We start from the raw sequence: 16,154 nt of genomic DNA, 5'->3' as shown, positions 1-16,154 counted from the left end.
GGGGGCACAAGGGCACACGACTGGACCGTGGAGGCCAATCCTACCGTCTCGATCGGGTCTCAGTGGGCCCCGGGACGGCGAGCGTGAGGTACCTGTAGTTGGCTGTTCACGTCTGGTAGTAACGGGGAGAGAGGCAGCGTGTCCACCGTCGTCGCGGAACGCACCCAGCGGGTGCTGCACCTCGCGCGCACCCATCTCGGCATGGATGTCGCCTGGCTCTCGCAGTTCACCCGAGGTGAGCAGGTGATCCTGGCGGCCGACGGCGACATCGCGGGCATCGGGCTGGAGATCAACTGCGGCACCAGCTACTCGGACTCGTACTGCGCCCGCGTGCTGGCCGGCGACCTCCCCTCGGTGATCCCGCAGGCCCGCCACGACCCCCGCACGCGCGACCTGCCGATCACCGACCAGCTGAGCATCGGCGCGTACGTCGGGGTCCCGGTCACGCGCCCGGACGGCTCGGCCAAGGGCATGCTGTGCTGCGTCAGCCGGAGCGCCCAGCCCCGGCTCGACGACCGGGACGCGCGGTTCCTGCAACTGCTGGCCGGGCTCCTCGATGAGAGCGAGGACGGGGCGCTGGACGCCGCGGCAGCCGCGGAGGAGCAGGCCCGCGACCGGTCCCGCACCCGCATGCTGCGCGCGCTCGCCGCCCGCGCCGTCGAGCCGGTCTTCCAACCCGTCGTGCGCCTGGCGGACATGCAGGTGGTCGGCGCCGAGGCGCTGTCCCGCTTCGACCTGGCCCTGGGGCCGAACCCGGCGCAGGTCTTCTCCGACGCCGGCCAGCTCGGGCTCGGCCCCGACCTCGAGCTGGTCGCCCTGGACCGCGCGCTCGAGCACCTGCCCGAGCTGCCCGAGGGCATGCGCCTGGGCGTCAACGCGTCACCGGAGGCGCTCCTCGACCCACGGGTCCTCGCCCGGCTGCTGGCCGAGCCCGGGCACCGGCTGGTCGTCGAGGTCACCGAGCACGCGCCGGTGGTGGACTACCCGGCCCTGCTCCGGTCCCTGGACGAGCTGCGGGCCGGAGGGGCGTACGTCGCGGTGGACGACGCCGGCGCCGGCTTCTCCAGCCTCCGGCACATCCTCCAGCTGCGCCCGGACTCGATCAAGCTCGACATCGACATCACCCGCGGCATCGCCGCCGACCCGGTCCGGCAGGCGCTCGCCCGCTCGCTCGTGGGGTTCGCCGCCTCGCTGGGCGCCGAGCTGCTGGCCGAGGGCGTGGAGACGGTCGAGGACCTGCACGCTCTCGAGGAGCTGGGGGTCGACCTGGTGCAGGGGTTCCTGCTGGGGCGGCCGGGGCCGCTGGCTCAGGCGGTCTCGACGAAGGAGTCGCGCAGGTAGTCGTGCACGGCCTGCTCCGGCACGCGGAAGGACCGCCCCACGCGGACCGCGGGCAGGTCGCCGTTGTGGACCAGCCGGTAGACCGTCATCTTCGAGACGCGCATGATCGACGCGACCTCGGCGACGGTGAGGAAACGCACCTCGCCGAGGGCCGCTCCCGCGGCCCGGTCCTTGCCTGCCATCGCCCACCGGCTCCCTGCGACCGGGCGGGTGCCGGCTTCCCCTCCGGCACTCGCGTCACCCGGACGCCCGCCCGTAAGCGTAGGGGCGTGAGGTACTCGTGGGGAAGCCGGTGTGTCGGTTAGGCCCGGGTGGCCTACCTGTGCTAGGTCATCGGCCCGCCATGGGCTACGGCTGCGGGTCCAGCCCGTAGCAGGGGAAGACGGCCGCGCGGGTGGCGAGGATCGCCTGGTCCAGCGGGTCGGCGGGGTCGTAGCCCCCGGTCCACGGGGCGAACGACGCGCTCGCGCCGTCGGTCATCCGGGCCGGCGCCGGGCGCCCGACCAGCTCGCCGACGTACGCCCGCCAGGCCTCCGGGCAGGGGGTGGCGGGGTCGAGCGGGCGGTGCGCGGCGATCGCGATGAGGTGCGCCCACGCCCGCGGCACCACCTCGACGGCCTCGTATCCGCCGCCCCCCGTCGCGACCCAACGGCCCTCGCAGTGGTCGTGGGCCAGCCGGTGGAGGGCGGCGTAGGACGCCTGCTGCGCGTCGACGGAGAGGGCCAGGTGGGCGAGCGGGTCGGCCGCGTGGCTGTCGGCCCCGTGCTGGCTGACGAGCACCTGCGGGCGGAACTCCGCGAGCAGCGGCGGGACCACGGCGTCGAAGGCGCGCAGCCACCCCGCGTCACCGGTGCCGGGCGGCAGCGCGACGTTGACCGCCGTGCCCTCGGCACCGGCCGCCCCGCTCGACCCCGGCCACCCGGTGCCGGGGAAGAGCGCGAGCCCGGTCTCGTGCAGGCTGATCGTGAGGACGCGCGGGTCGGTGTAGAACGCCTCCTCCACCCCGTCCCCGTGGTGCACGTCGACGTCGACGTAGGCGACGCGCTCCGCCCCGAGCTCGAGCAGCCGCGCGATCGCGACGCCGCAGTCGTTGTAGACGCAGAAGCCCGCCGCGGCACCGCGCAGCGCGTGGTGCAGGCCGCCGCTGATGTTGACCGCGTGCGAGGCCTCCCCCGACCACACGTGCTCCGCCGCCTGCACGGTCGCCCCGACGTAGTGCGCGCTCGCCTCGTGCATCCCGCGGAAGGCGGGGGTGTCGTCCGTCCCGAGCCCGTGGGCGAGGTCGGCGTCCTCGGGCGCGGCGCCCGCCGCCTTGACCGCGTCGACGTAGCCCGCGTCGTGGACCAGCTCCAGCAGCCGCTCATCCGCCAGCGGCGCGTCGGTGACCTTGACGCCGGCGAGCAGGCCGAGCTCGTCGGCCAGCCGCATGGTCAGGTCGAGCCGGAGCGGCGTCATCGGGTGGCAGGGGCCGAAGTCGTAGGACAGGAACGAGGCGTCCCACGCGACCTCGACCGGACTCGTCACGGCGGTCACCGTACGCCCGACGGTGACAGGATCCCAGCGTGAGCGCGCCGGAGGCCCCCCGTGGCCGCGCGCGGGTCTTCCTCGGCTTCGCCGGCTTCGCGCTCTTCTGGGGCTCCTGGGGGGCGATGCTGCCCGCCGTCCAGCGCTCCGCGGGAGTCGACGACCGCGAGCTGGGGCTGGCGCTGCTCATGGTCGGGCTCGGCGCGCTGCTGACGATGCGGCTGACCGGCGCCCTGGTCGATCGGTACGGCGGGGTGGTCCTCCCGCTGACGGCCGTGGCGTTCGCGGCGGCGGCCGTCGGCCCGGCACTGGCGTCGGGCCCGCTCGCGCTTGCCGTGGCGCTGCTCGTGCTCGGCGCGGCCTCCGGGGCGTACGACGTTGCCGTGACGGCGGCCGGCGTCGCCCAGGAGACCGCCGAGGGCCGGCCGCTGCTCAACCTGGCCAACGCCGCCTTCTCCGGCTCGGTCGTCGTCGCCAGCCTCGGCGCGGGTGCGCTGCGGGCGGCCGGGGTCGGGCCGGCGGCGGTGTTCGCCGGCGTCGCCGCCGTTCTCGTCGTCCTCGCCGCCGCCGTGCTGCGTCCCCGGCCCGGGACGTCACGTCCCACCGTCGTCCGGGAGCGCCCCGGCAGGAGGCGGGGACGACAGCTGCTCCCGGCGCCGACCCTGCTCGTGCTCGGCGGGCTCGGCGCGCTCGCCTACCTGGTGGAGAACGCCTGGCAGAGCTGGGGCGCGGTGCACCTGGAGACGACGCTCGACGCCCCGGCCGGGCTGTCCGCCGCCGCCCCGGCCACGTTCGCCGCCTGCGCCGCGCTCGGCCGGGTCCTCGGCAACCGGCTGCTCTCCTCGTACGCCCCGGCGGGGCTGCTCGCCGTGGCCTCCGCCGTCGCGGCCGCCGGGTCCCTGCTGGCCGCCGTCGCCCCGTCCGCACCCGTCGCGCTGGCCGGCATCGCGCTGGCGGGAGCCGGCACGTCGGTGTGCATGCCGACGCTGGTGAGCGTCGCGGGGGCGTGGGCCGGGCGGGACCGGCAGGCCGGCGCCACGTCGTCGGTGGCGGCGATGGCGTACCTCGGGTTCCTGGTCGGGCCGGCGCTCGTGGGCCTGCTCGCGGGCGCGCTCTCGCTGCGCGCCGCGCTCGTCGGGGTCGCGGTGCTCGCGGCGGTGCTCTGCGCGCTCACGCCCGCGGTGGCGTGGGCGGCGCGACGGCCGCGTACGCCGGCAGCTTCTTGATCGTGGCCCCACCTCGGCCCTCGTGCAGGAGGTCGGAAGCGGGTCTGCGTGACCCGAAGATGAGGAGGCCCGCGGGCAGGCTTACTCCTGCCGGAGCGCCACGACGGGGTCGAGCCGCCCCGCCCGCCGCGCCGGCGCGACGCCGAAGAACACCCCCACCCCCACCGACACCGCGAAGGCCAGCGCCGGCGACCACCAAGACACGACGGCCGGCAGCGGCGAGACCGAGCCGATGAGCAGGGCGCCGCCGACGCCGAGGACGATCCCGATGACGCCGCCGACCGTCGTCAGCAGCACCGCCTCGACGAGGAACTGCAGCAGGATGTCGCGCTGGCGGGCGCCGAGCGCCTTGCGCAGGCCGATCTCCCGGGTCCGCTCGCGGACGCTCACGAGCATGATGTTCGAGACGCCGACGCCCCCGACGACGAGCGAGATGGCCGCGATGGCGGCGAGCACGAGGGTGAGCAGGCCGAGGATGGTCCCGATGGTGCCGAGGATCTGCGACTGGGAGACGGCGGAGAACTCGTCGTCGGGGTACTTCTCCTGCAACGCCTCGACGAGCAGCGGGGCGAGCCGGTCGACGTCGTCGCTCGTCGGCGCCTTCACCGCCAGCCCGTCGATGCGGTCGACGCCGAAGAGCCGCTGCGCCGAGGTGACCGGGACCTGGACCTCCTGGTCGCGGCTGACGCCGAACGCCGTCCCCCGCTCGGCGAGGACGCCGGTCACGCGGAACCGCACGCCGCCGATTGTGACGAAGCGCCCGAGCGGCTCGCGGTCGCCGAAGAGCGTCTCGGCCACGACCGAGCCGAGGACCGCGACGCGGCGCCGCGTCTCGACGTCGGTCTCGGTGAAGTAGCTGCCGCGCGCGAGCGGCTGGTCGAGGACGTACGGCACGTTCTCGTTGGTGCCGCTGACCGTCACGAAGAGGGACCGGGCGCCGACCCGCACCTGCTCGCCGGAGGCGACCGTCACGGCGACCGCGCGCCGGTCCCCCACCACCCGCCCGAGCACGTCGACGTCGTCCAGCGTCAGCCGGCTGATCGACGGCGCGGCACCGAGCTCGAACTTCCCGGGCACGACGAGCAGCAGGTTCGCCCCCAGCCCCTCGACCTGGGTCTCGACCTCGCGCTTCGCGCCGCTGCCGATGGCGACGAGCAGCACGACGGCGGCCACGCCGATGACGACGCCGACCATGGTGAGCGCGGAGCGCAGCCGGTTGGCCTGCAGCGCGTCGAGCGCGACGCGGAAGGCCTCGGCCGTCCTCACGGGGCCGGCTCCAGCGCGGTGTCGCGCTCGACCAGCCCGTCGCGCACGTGCACCTGCCGGCGGGCGCGCGCGGCGACCGCAAGATCGTGGGTGACGAGCACGACGGCAACGCCGTTCTCTGAATTGAGCTTCTCGAGCACGGCCATCACCTCCTCGCCGGTCCGCGTGTCGAGGTTGCCCGTCGGCTCGTCGGCGAGCAGCACCGCCGGCTCCCCGACGAGGGCCCGCGCGATGGCGACGCGCTGCTGCTCGCCACCGGACATCTGGTTGGGCCGGTGCGTCATGCGGTGGCCGAGCCCGACGCGCTGCAGCGCCGCCTCCGCACGCTCCTTCCGCTCCCGGCGCGGCACGCCCCGGTAGACCAGGGGCAGGCCGACGTTGTCGACCGCGGTCGTGCGCGCCAGCAGCTGGAAGCTCTGGAAGACGAAGCCGATCGTCGCGTTGCGCAGCTCGGCGAGGGCCGCGTCGTCGAGGCCGGCGACGTCCTGGCCACCGACGCGCAACTGGCCCGTCGTCGGCCGGTCCAGGCAGCCGAGCAGGTGCATGAGGGTCGACTTGCCGGACCCCGAAGGCCCGACGATCGCGGCGTACTCACCGGCGTCGATGCGCAGCGACACCCCGCGCAGCGCGTCGACCGTGACCCCCTCGAGCGCGTAGGAGCGGGTGACGTCGACAGCCTCGATCGCCGGCGCGCCGCCGGCGCCGGTCACCCGAGGCCCTGCCCGTCCCGTACGCGGTCGGCGCCGCGGACGACCACGGTCTCCCCGCCCTTCAGCCCGGCCGTCACCTGCACCATGTCCTCGGCCTGCGCCCCGAGCGTGACCCGGCGCTTCTCGGCGCGGCCGGTCCGCTCCACCCACACGGTGTCCTGGTCGCCGTCGCGGAACACCGCGGCGACCGGCACCGCGAGCGCGTCGCGGACGGTGCGGACGGCCAGGTCGACCACGGCGCTCATGCCGGGGCGCGGCTGCGGGGCGTCCGACCCGTCGGCCAGCTTGCCCTCGAGCAGCCGGAGGCGTACGCGGTAGGTCACGCCGCCGCCGGTCGACGCGGCCGGCGCCGACTCGACGGACGACACGGCGGCCGAGTAGGTCGCGTCCTGGACGGCGTCGAGCTCGACCGACGCCCGAACTCCCCTTCGCACGAGCAGGATGTCGGTCTCGTCGACCTCGGCCACGAGGGACACGGTCGACGCGTCGGTGACCGTGAGCAGGCTGGTCCCGGCGGAGACCGGCGCGCCCTCGGTGATCGCCCCCGCGCCCGCAGCGGAGCCGCCGCCCGACGACGCCCCGGCCGCCCCTCCGAGCAGCTCGGACGCCTGCCCCTGCAGCTGGGCCGGGAGCGAGTCGAGCGCCCCGGCGAGCTGGTCGCCGCCGCCACCCCCGCCGGCCGGGGCGAGCGTCACGGTCCCGCCGATCGGCGCCCGGACGACGAGCGCCTCGACCGTCTGCTCGGCTACCTCGACCGCGGCCCGGGTCTGCACCCGCTGCGCGCTCGCCAGTGACGACAGCGCGCGGGCCAGGCCGCCCAGGCCCGCGTCCACGCGCCGGGCGGCGTCGGCGGCCGCGTTGCTGGCGGCGGCGTACTGGCCCTCCGCGGTGGCGACGGCCGCGAGCGCGCGCGCCCGCGCCGTGACGTCCGGGATCGCGTTGGCCGCGGCCCGGGCCTGCGCGAAGCCGCGCTCGGCGGCGGCGTCGGCCTGGCGCTGCTGCTCCCCGAGGCCGCCGGAGGGGACGTCCACCACCGCGGCGTCGGCCGCCTCGGCGTCGGCGCGGCGGGCCTGGTCAAGCCGGGCCTCGGCCTCCGGGGAGTCGATCCGGAGCAGGACCTGCCCGGCCGTCACCTGCTGCCCGTCGCGCACCCGCAGGCGCAGGACCGTCCCGTCGGCGGGGCTGGAGACGGTCGCGGTCGCCTTCGCGACCACCGACCCCGGCGCCTCGACCACCTCGCGGACGTCGGCGCGGCCCACGACCCCGGTGGTGACGTCCGGGCTGCCCTCGTCCCTCGTCACGGCGTAGGCCCCGGCCGCCACGAGGACGACGGCGAGCGGGCCGGCGACGACGGCGGCCCGGCGGAGGCGGCGAGGCACGCTGCCAGGCTACGTGCCGGCTGCCGGGTCGGCCCGTCGTTAGTCTCCCGGCCGTGGACGGGGCACTGGTGCGGCGCGGCGGGCCCGTGGCCGCCGTGGTGCTCGTGGCCCTCGTCGTCCGGCTCGTCGTGCTGCGCACGCCGCTCGCCGCCCTCAACGGCGACGAGGCCGTCGTGGGCCTCATGGCCGAGCGGATCGGGGACGGGCACCTCTACGCCTTCTTCGCCGGGCAGGGCTACATGGGCGCCCTGGAGCAGTACGCACAGGCCGCCGTCGTGGCGGTGCGCCCGGGCGACCCGTTCGCGCTGCGGCTGACGACGGCGCTGCTGTCGAGCGCCGCGGCGGGCCTCGTCCTCGTCGTCGGCCGGCTCCTCCTGCGCAGCGAGCGCCGCGCCGTCACCGCCGCGGCCGTCTACGCCGTCGGGCCCGCGTTCAACGTCCTCGACGGCGTCACGACCCTGGGGGCGTACGCCGACGCGCTGGTGGTCGGGCTGATCGGGCTGTGGGCCGCGCTGCGGCCGGGCGCTCCGACGGCCCGCCGGAGCGCGGCGCTCGGCCTGTGCTGCGGGGCGGGGCTGTGGCTGACTCCGGTAGCAGCGTTCCTGTTGCTGCCTGCGGGTGTCTGGTTCGTTGGTGCGCTGCGCGGGCTCGGCCGGCGGCGCTCGGCGCTCCTCGTGTCGGTCGCCGCGGCCGCAGCCGTGCTGGGATCGCTGCCGATGTGGCTCTGGGCGGCGGCCGAACGACGGGTCCCGCTGCTCGGCAGCGAGCCCCCCGTGCACGCGTCGCTGCTCGACCGCTTCGCCGGCCTGGTGGACAGCACCCTGCCGGAGGCGGCGGGCCTGGCCTGGATCGGCCCGTCGTCGGTCCTGCCGCGCCCCGTCCTCGTGGCCTTCTCGGCGGCGGTGCTCCTGGCGGGCGCCGTCCTGGCCTGGCGCCGCCGCACCTCTCTCCTGCAGACCGTGCTGCTGCGCTCGGAGGGCCGGGACCCGCGCGACCTGCTCCTCGTCGCGCTCGTCCTCGGGACGCTGCTCTACGTCGCGTCCCCGTTCACCTGGTACGCCGCCTCCCCGCGCTACCTCTTCCCCGCGACGCCCTGGCTGGTATGGGCGCTCGCCGCGGCCCTGCCGGCGAGACGAGGGGTGCCCGCGGTCGCCGTGGCGGCCGTCGCCGCGGTCTCGTGGGCGACGCTCGCCTCCGCCCAGCAGGGGCGGCCGGCGAGCTGGACGAGCGACCTGCGGGAGACCATGTCGTGGCTGCGCGGTCAGGGCGTCGAGGGCGTCTACGCCGACTACCGGTCCGCGCACACCCTCGACTTCGTCGACCGGGCCGACGCTCCCCCGGTGGTGCCGTTCGAGGGGGTGCCGTGCCGCTTCCCCGAGCTGGACCGAGCCGTCGCCGCAGCGGGGCGGGTGGCGTACGTCTCCAGCCCGGCCAAGCGCGAGGCGCTGGAACGGGCGTTGACGCAGCGGCGCGTGCCCGTGGCGGCGCGGCACTCCACCGCCACCCTGGAGGCGTTCGTGGTCGACGGGACGGCCCCCGTCCCGTGGCGCCTCGGGCTCGAGCCGCGGCCGTGGTGCGCCGGCTCCTGAGGCCGGAGCGGCCCGTGCCGGCCAGCGATAGCCTGCGGTCCCTGACCGCCTCACCCGGGGAGCCTTCGTGGACGTCGCGATCGTGGGCGCGACCGGGGACATCGGCCGGCAGCTGTGCACGCAGCTGGTGGAGCGCCAGGTCGTCCCGTCGACGTCCCGCCTGCAGCTCGTCGGCCGGGAGGACGGCCCCAGCGCCCGCGCCGCGCACGGCCTGCGCACCGACCTTGTGGACGCCTACGACGAGGTCGCCCCGCTCATCGACGTCGCGCTGCACCCCGACGAGCTCGTCGCGGACGTCGTCGTGGTCGCCGCCGGGCGCACGCTCGTCCCGCGGCGCAGCGCGGACCGCAACGAGCTGGCAGCGCACAACGTCGAGGTCTTCCGGGCCTACGCCGACGCGTTGGCCCGCAACGGCAGCGGCCACGAGGTCGTCATCGTGGTGTCGAACCCGGTCGAGCTGGGGGTCGCGGTGTTCGCCGAGCGGCTCGGCCGGCACCGCGTCATCGGCATGGGGGCCTGGCTCGACACGCTGCGCTTCCGCCGCGAGATCGCGCTCTCGCTGGGCGTACGCCGCCAGCAGGTCACCGGGTTCGTCACCGGCCAGCACGGCACCGAGATCGTCCCGCTGTGGTCGACGGTCCGCGTGCACGGGATGGACGCGGACGAGCTCGCCACCCGGCTGGCGCAGCTGCGCGGCCCGCGGACGATGGCGACGTTCCCGGCCGAGCTGCAGGACGTGAAGGGCCGGCTCCTGGCGACCGCGGAGACGGACACGCACGCGGCGTTCCGACTGATCGACGGCTGCCCGCCGGACGTGCGCGCGGCGATGCGCCCCTGGCTGACGCAGATGTCCGGGGCCAAGACGGCCACCGCGACGGCGAGCGCCACGGTCGACCTGGTGGACACCGTGCTGGACGGCCGCGACATCGTCGTCGCGGGGCAGGTCCGGCTCGACGGCGAGCACAAGCTCTCGACGGTCGTCGGCGTCCCGGTCGTGCTGACGCCCTCGGGCTGGACGAAGGTGATCCTCGACGAGCTCGCGGAGGACGAGGAGGCCCGGCTCACCGAGGCGGCCGAACGGATCGACGAGGGGCTGCGCCCGTGGACGTCCGCATGACGACGCACGAATCCGTCTTCACCGAACGGCGCTGGGTGTTCCTCGCCGACAGCGACGACCAGCCGGGGGCGCTGACGAGCATCACCGGCGTGTTCTCGACGCGGGGCGTGAACTTCGACAGCGTGGCGACGAGCACGAGCACCCCCGGCATCGGCACGGTCGTCGGGCTCTTCCGCGCCTCCGAGCGGCGCTGCCAGCAGCTCGCGCGGACGCTGCGCCGGCTCGAGGCCGTGCACCGGGTGACGCTGCGCCCGGCGGAGGACCCGTCGGTCCGGGCCGCGGCCGTGGTGCGGATGCCGGAGTCCGGGACGTTCGCGCCCTCCGCCGCCACGGCGACGACGTGGACCGGGGACGGCAGCGCCGAGCGGCCGCTGCTCGTGCAGGGGTCGCTGCGTGCCGTCGAGCGGGTCGTCGACGAGGCGCGGCGCAGTGGCGGGACGGCGACGCTGACGGTGCTCGCGCTCTGACCCCGCGCCGGCTCAGGCGGTCCCGGCGGCCAGCTCCTTGCTCCGGTCGCGCGCGGCCTCGAGCGCGCTCAGCAGGGCGGCGCGCACCCGGTGGTTCTCCAGCTCACGGATCGCCGCGATCGTGGTGCCCGCGGGCGAGGTGACCGCCTCGCGCAGCGCGACCGGGCTCTCCCCCGCCTCGCGCAGCATCCGCGCCGAGCCGACCGCGGTCTGCACGACGAGCTCGTGCGCGACCGAGCGCGGCAGGCCGAGCAGCAGCCCGGCCTCGATCATCGCCTCGCACATGTAGAAGAAGTACGCCGGCCCGCTGCCGGACAGCGCGGTGACCGCATCGAGCTGGTACTCCGGCACCCGCAGCACGCGGCCCACCGGCGCGAGCAGCTCCTCGACGTACGCCAGGTGCTCGCTCGTCGCGTGCGACCCCGCGCTGACGGCGCTCATGCCCTCGTCGACGAGCACCGGGGTGTTCGGCATGACCCGGACGACCGGCGTCCCGGCGGGCAGCCGGCCCTCGAGCCAGCTCGTGGGCAGCCCGGCGGCGACGGACACGACGAGCGCCCCCGGCGCGAGCGCCGTGCCGACCTCCTCGAGCAGCGTGCCCATGTCCTGCGGCTTGACCGCGAGCACGACGGTCGCCGCGGCGCGGGCCGCCTCGAGGTTGGAGACGACCTCGACGCCGTGCCGGCTGCGCAGCTCCTCGGCCCGCTCCGGCTCCTGCGTCGTCGCGAGCAGGTCGTCGGCCGTGTGGCCCGAGCGCAGCAGGCCCGCGATCAGGGCCCCACCCATCTTGCCGGCACCGAGCACCGCGATGCGTCCACGTGTCATGGGGAGCATGCTGCCAAAGGGCGCCGCCCGCCCGGTCGCGCACCGGCTCAGGAGGTACGCCGCCGCAGGGTCGCGGCGCCCAGCCCGAGCGCGGCGACGACGCAGGCGGCCACCACGGCGAGGTCGCGCACGAGGCCCCCGGTGACGTCCCCGCTGGCCGTGACCCGCTGCATGGCGTCCACGGCGTAGGTCAGCGGCAGCACGTCCGAGAGCGCCTCCAGCGCGGCCGCCATCGACTCGCGCGGGGCGAGCAGGCCGCACAGCAGGACCTGGGGCAGGACCACCGCGGGCAGGAACTGCACGGCCTGGAACTCGCTCGCGGCGAACGCGCTGACGAGGAGCCCGAGCGCAACGCCGAGCAGGGCGTCGAGGACGGCGACGATCAGCAGCGCCCACCAGGGGCCGAGAACGTCCAGCCCGAGCGGCCCCAGCGCCAGCGCCGTCGCGAGCACGGCCTGCACGACCGCGACGAGGCCGAAGGCGAGCGCGTAGCCGAGGATCAGGTCGAGCTTCGACAGCGGCATCGTCAGCAGCCGCTCCAGGGTGCCCGACGTGCGCTCGCGCAGCGTCGCCACCGACGTCACGAGGAACATCGACACGAACGGGAAGATCCCGAGCAGCGAGGCGCCGACACGGTCGAACAGCTGCGGCTGCCCGTCGTAGATCCAGGCCAGCAGCGACAGCAGGACGCACGGCACCAGCAGGAGCAGGGCGAGGGTACGGGGGTCGCGCCGCAGCTGGGCGAGGACCCGCGCCGTGGTGGCGAGCGCCGGGCGCGTGCTCATGCGAACGCCTCCTCGCGGTCGACGAGGGCGAGGAACGCGGCCTCGACGTCGTGCTCCCCGGTCCGCTCCCGCAGTTCAGAGGGCGAAGCGTCAGCCAGGAATCGGCCTTCCCTCATCAGGAGCAGCCGCTCGCAGCGCTCGGCCTCGTCCATCACGTGGCTCGAGACGATCAGCGTGACGCCGCGGCCGGCGAGCTCGGCGAACAGCGACCAGAGGTCGCGCCGGAGCACGGGGTCCAGCCCGACGGTCGGCTCGTCCAGCACGAGCAGCTCCGGCGTGCCGAGCAGGGCGGTGGCGAGCGACACGCGCGCCCGCTCACCGCCGGACAGCCGGGCCACGACGGACGTGGCGTGGTCCTGCAGCCCGACCTCGCGCAGCACGCGGTCGACGTCGCGCGCGGGGGCGCCGAGCACCGCGGCGAAGTAGCGCAGGTCCTCGCGGACGGTGAGGTCGCCGTAGACGCTCGGCGCCTGCGTGACGTAGCCGACGCGTGAGCGCAGCGCCTTCGCACCCGCGGGCAGTCCGAGCACCTCGACCTGCCCGGACGCGACGACCTGCACGCCGACGACGGCGCGCAGCAGTGTCGACTTGCCGCAGCCGCTGGGGCCGAGCAGGCCGGTGACCGAGCCGCGGGCGACCCGGCAGGAGACGCCCGGCAGCACGGTGCGGCCGCCACGGCGTACGACGAGGTCTCGCACCTCGACGGCGTTCGCGGAATTCACCATGTGATGAATATGCGCCCGCCGCACCGGTCCGTCAAGACCGCAGCAGCGTCCGGAGCGAGCGGAGCGCCACCGAGAGGCTGGCGAGGTCCGGCGTGGCCAGCGCGAGCGCCTGCCGGGTGGTGCCGAGGGCCCGGTCGAGCAGCGCCTGCCGGCTCGCCGCCCAGGCCTCCACCCGGGTGTCCGCGTCGGCCTCCTCGGTCCGCGCCAGCACGTCCGCCGTGAGCGCGGCGAGCGTGCCGTAGAGGTCGTAGCGCAGCGAGGACCGCGCCATCGCCTGCCAACGGTCGGCGCGCCCCAACCCGCTCACCGCCGTCAGCAGCTCGTCCACCTCGAGCCGGTTCGCGAGTGTGAAGCAGACTTCGGCCGTCTCCTCGACGCCGTGGTCTGCGTCCCGGGCCACGTCGGTGGCGTCGAGCAGCGGGAAGGCGTGCAGCAGCACGGCCGCGCGCTGTGCGAGCGGCCGGGGCACCCCCGGCTGGGCGAGCCGGTCGGTGGCCTCCTCGAGCCGCTGCAGCTCGCGACCGCGCAGCAGCTCCGGGACACGCGGCAGCATCTGCGACACGACCGGCGCGTAGCGCCCCCACTCCTGCTCGACGTCGAAGGCCGGCGGCCGCGACTGCAGGAACCAGCGCGCGGCCCGGTCCAGCAGCCGGCGCCCCTCCAGCAGCAACGCCCCCTGCGCCGCGGGCGTGACGATCTCGTCCAACGCCTCGATCTCGCGCCAGAAGCTGCCGAGCGCGAACGTCTCGCCGGCCAGGACGTACGCCCGCACGACGTCCTCCGCGGGCGCCCCGGTCTCCTCCTGCGCGCGGAAGACCGCGCTGACGCCGGTCCGGTCCACCAGCCCGTTGACCAGCACGGTGGTCACGATCTCGCGCCGCAACGGGTGCGTCTCGAGCCGGTCGCCCAGGCGCTCCACGAGCAGCGGCGGGAAGTACGACGCCAGCAGCTGCGCCGTCCAGGCCTCGTCGGGAAGCGAGGTGGCGAGCAGCTCGGCGTTGAGCGTGTTCTTCACGTAGGCGATGAGCACGGCGTACTCCGGGCTGGTCAGCCCCTTGCCCTCGGCCCGCCGCGTCGCGATCTCCTTGCCCGACGGCAGCCGCTCGAGCCGGCGGTCGAGGACGCCTCGCTCCTCGAGCCTTCGGACGAGCCGCTCGTGAACCGGGAGCATCGCGGCCGCCTGCATGCGCCCCATCCCGAGCAGCGCGTTCTGCGCGTAGTTCTCGCGCAGCACGAGGCGTGCGACGTCGTCCTCCATCGCCGCGAGCACGTCACCACGCTCGCCCGCCGGAAGGGCCCCGTCGCGGATGGCGGCGTCGATCAGCACCTTGATGTTGACCTCGTGGTCGGAGGTGTCCACCCCCGCGGAGTTGTCGATGGCATCGGTGTTGATGCGCACACCCCCCTGCGCCGCCTCGATGCGGCCGAGCTGGGTGAGGCCGAGGTTGCCCCCCTCGCCGACGACGCGGCAGCGCAGTTGAGCGCCGTCGATGCGCACCGGGTCGTTGGCCTTGTCGCCGACGTCGCCCGCGGTCTCCGTCGAGGCCTTCACGTAGGTCCCGATCCCGCCGTTCCACAGCAGGTCGACCGGCGCCTGCAGGATCGCGCGGATGAGCTCGACCGGGGAGAGCACCGCCGTCCCCTCGGGCAGGCCGAGGCGCTCGCGGACCTGCGCCGGGATCGCGATGCGCTTGGCCGAGCGCGGGTGGACCCCGCCACCGGCCGACAGGAGGGCGGTGTCGTAGTCCGCCCACGAGGAGCGCGGAAGCCTGAAGAGCCGTTCCCGTTCGGCGAACGAGACGGCGGGGTCCGGGTCGGGGTCGAGGAAGATGTGCCGGTGGTCGAAGGCAGCAACGAGCTTCAGCTGTCGGGACAGCAGCATGCCGTTGCCGAACACGTCACCGGACATGTCGCCGATGCCCACGGCGGTGACGCTCTCGCGCTGCGGGTCGACACCCAGCTCGCGGAAGTGGCGCTTCACCGACTCCCAGGCGCCGCGCGCGGTGATGCCCATGGCCTTGTGGTCGTAGCCCGCGGAGCCGCCGGAGGCGAAGGCGTCGCCGAGCCAGAAGCCGTAGTCCGCCGCCACCCCGTTGGCTATGTCGCTGAAGGTGGCCGTGCCCTTGTCGGCGGCCACGACGAGGTAGGCGTCCTCGCCGTCGCGCCGCACGACCCCGGCCGGGGGCACGACCTCGCTGCGCCCGGACGTCTGGACGATGTTGTCGGTGATGTCCAGCAGCCCGCCGATGAAGGCCTTGTAGCAGCGGACCCCCTCGGCGAACACCGCCTCGCGGTCGCCCGGGACCGCCGGCGGGCGGCGTACGACGAACCCGCCCTTCGCCCCGACCGGCACGATGACGGCGTTCTTGACCGCCTGCGCCTTGACCAGGCCGAGCACCTCGGTGCGGAAGTCCTCGGGCCGGTCGGACCAGCGGAGCCCGCCGCGAGCGACCGGGCCGAAGCGCAGGTGGACGCCCTCGACGTCCGGTGAGTGCACCCAGACCTCGAACGCCGGGCGCGGCTCCGGGCAGTCGGGCACCTGGCGCGGGTCGAGCTTGAGCGCCAGGGCGGCGCCGGGCCGGCCGTCCGCGCCCACCCGGAAGTAGTTGGTGCGCAGCGTCGCGAGGACGACGGCGAGGAACGCGCGCAGGATGCGGTCGTCGTCGAGCGCCTCCACCGCGTCGATCTCCTGGCGGATCCGCGCCGCCAGCCCCTCGGCCACGTCCTCGCGGCCGTCGACCACAGCGGGGTCGTGCCGGGCGGTGAACAGCTGCACGAGCAGCTCGGCGATGCCCGCGTTGCGCAGCAGGGCCTGCTGCACGTAGACCTGGCTGAACGGCAGCCCGACCTGGCGCAGCCAGCGGGTGTAGGCCCGCAGCAGCACGACCTGCCGCCAGGACAGCCCGGCGCGCAGCACGAGCGCGTTGAAGCCGTCGCTGTCGGCGTGGCCGCGCCACACCGCGACGAACGCCTCCTGGAAGCGGCGCACCGCCGACGCGCGCGCCTCCGGGCCGGGCTGCAGGAGGCCGGCGTCGTAGCGCAGCCCGAGGTCGTAGACCCAGCCCCGCGGGCCGTCGGCGGCCTCGATCTCGTAGGGGCGCTCGTCGTCGACGTCCACGCCCATGCGGGCCAGCAACGGCAGCACCTTCGACAGCGACACAGGAGCGTCGCGGTAGAGCTTCAGCCGGGCCGCGCCGGGG

General features: G+C 75.4%; 14 protein-coding genes. 5 read left to right on the top strand and 9 right to left on the bottom strand.

Going from position 1 to position 16,154, the window contains the following annotated elements; translation table 11 throughout:
• The first annotated feature begins 138 nt into the window (after positions 1-138).
• Positions 139-1,341: a sensor domain-containing phosphodiesterase gene (locus tag G9H71_RS13885; protein ID WP_331272988.1), complete on the top strand. Its 1,203-nt coding sequence runs from the start codon at positions 139-141 to the stop codon at positions 1,339-1,341.
• On the opposite strand, the gene G9H71_RS13880 is transcribed toward G9H71_RS13885, so the two are convergent.
• Together G9H71_RS13880 and G9H71_RS13875 are read right to left on the bottom strand one after the other, a co-directional pair.
• Complete coding sequence (locus G9H71_RS13880; protein ID WP_166167004.1) at positions 1,308-1,523, bottom strand: helix-turn-helix domain-containing protein; 216 nt, start codon at positions 1,521-1,523, stop codon at positions 1,308-1,310. The two genes, G9H71_RS13885 and G9H71_RS13880, sit on opposite strands and share 34 nt — an antisense overlap.
• Positions 1,524-1,689: 166 nt before the next feature.
• Entirely contained in the window at positions 1,690-2,865 is a 1,176-nt protein-coding gene (locus tag G9H71_RS13875; protein WP_166282829.1) for an acetoin utilization protein AcuC, read from the bottom strand.
• A gap of 38 nt (positions 2,866-2,903) precedes the next feature.
• Here G9H71_RS13875 and G9H71_RS13870 point away from each other — a divergent pair, with 38 nt between their 5' ends.
• The gene (locus tag G9H71_RS13870) at positions 2,904-4,091 is read left to right on the top strand and encodes an MFS transporter (protein WP_166282827.1); all 1,188 of its coding nucleotides are present in this window, start codon (positions 2,904-2,906) and stop codon (positions 4,089-4,091) included.
• Positions 4,092-4,172: 81 nt separating this feature from the next.
• On the opposite strand, the gene G9H71_RS13865 is transcribed toward G9H71_RS13870, so the two are convergent.
• The 3 genes from G9H71_RS13865 to G9H71_RS25140 are packed head-to-tail and all read right to left on the bottom strand — an operon-like array spanning position 4,173 to position 7,446.
• Positions 4,173-5,357, bottom strand: coding sequence for an ABC transporter permease (locus G9H71_RS13865; protein ID WP_166282825.1), 1,185 nt, complete (start codon positions 5,355-5,357; stop codon positions 4,173-4,175).
• Entirely contained in the window at positions 5,354-6,067 is a 714-nt protein-coding gene (locus G9H71_RS13860; protein ID WP_166282823.1) for an ABC transporter ATP-binding protein, read from the bottom strand. Before G9H71_RS13860 ends, G9H71_RS13865 begins: the two co-directional genes overlap by 4 nt.
• The gene (locus tag G9H71_RS25140) at positions 6,064-7,446 is read right to left on the bottom strand and encodes an efflux RND transporter periplasmic adaptor subunit (RefSeq protein ID WP_166282821.1); all 1,383 of its coding nucleotides are present in this window, start codon (positions 7,444-7,446) and stop codon (positions 6,064-6,066) included. The genes G9H71_RS13860 and G9H71_RS25140 overlap by 4 nt, the downstream gene beginning before the upstream one ends.
• Before the next feature lie 53 nt (positions 7,447-7,499).
• On the opposite strand from G9H71_RS25140, the gene G9H71_RS13850 reads away from it, so the two are divergent.
• From G9H71_RS13850 to G9H71_RS13840, 3 genes are all read left to right on the top strand, one after another.
• Positions 7,500-9,035 (top strand): hypothetical protein, encoded by a 1,536-nt coding sequence (locus G9H71_RS13850; protein ID WP_166282819.1) that lies wholly within the window; start codon positions 7,500-7,502, stop codon positions 9,033-9,035.
• Between the two features lie 67 nt (positions 9,036-9,102).
• Positions 9,103-10,152 carry a lactate/malate family dehydrogenase gene (locus G9H71_RS13845; protein ID WP_166282817.1) on the top strand — a complete coding sequence of 350 codons (1,050 nt, stop codon included), beginning with the start codon at positions 9,103-9,105 and terminating at the stop codon, positions 10,150-10,152.
• Positions 10,149-10,619, top strand: coding sequence for an ACT domain-containing protein (locus G9H71_RS13840; protein WP_166282815.1), 471 nt, complete (start codon positions 10,149-10,151; stop codon positions 10,617-10,619). Before G9H71_RS13845 ends, G9H71_RS13840 begins: the two co-directional genes overlap by 4 nt.
• Before the next feature lie 12 nt (positions 10,620-10,631).
• Here the strand turns inward: G9H71_RS13840 and proC are convergent, their stop codons facing one another.
• From proC to G9H71_RS13820, 4 genes are all read right to left on the bottom strand, one after another.
• Entirely contained in the window at positions 10,632-11,444 is an 813-nt protein-coding gene (proC, locus tag G9H71_RS13835; RefSeq protein ID WP_166282813.1) for a pyrroline-5-carboxylate reductase, read from the bottom strand.
• Positions 11,445-11,491: 47 nt separating this feature from the next.
• Complete coding sequence (locus G9H71_RS13830; RefSeq protein ID WP_166282811.1) at positions 11,492-12,229, bottom strand: ABC transporter permease; 738 nt, start codon at positions 12,227-12,229, stop codon at positions 11,492-11,494.
• Complete coding sequence (locus G9H71_RS13825; protein WP_166282809.1) at positions 12,226-12,954, bottom strand: ABC transporter ATP-binding protein; 729 nt, start codon at positions 12,952-12,954, stop codon at positions 12,226-12,228. Before G9H71_RS13825 ends, G9H71_RS13830 begins: the two co-directional genes overlap by 4 nt.
• 31 nt (positions 12,955-12,985) lie before the next feature.
• The coding region (locus G9H71_RS13820) for an NAD-glutamate dehydrogenase (RefSeq protein WP_166282807.1) at positions 12,986-16,154 on the bottom strand (3,169 nt) is incomplete at its 5' end.

It is taken from the genome of Motilibacter deserti, assembly GCF_011250635.1.
In the GTDB taxonomy this organism is placed as follows: Bacteria; Actinomycetota; Actinomycetes; order Motilibacterales; family Motilibacteraceae; genus Motilibacter_A; species Motilibacter_A deserti.
Note: the sequence above shows the minus strand (reverse complement) of the source record. Positions and strands in the feature narration are given on the sequence as shown.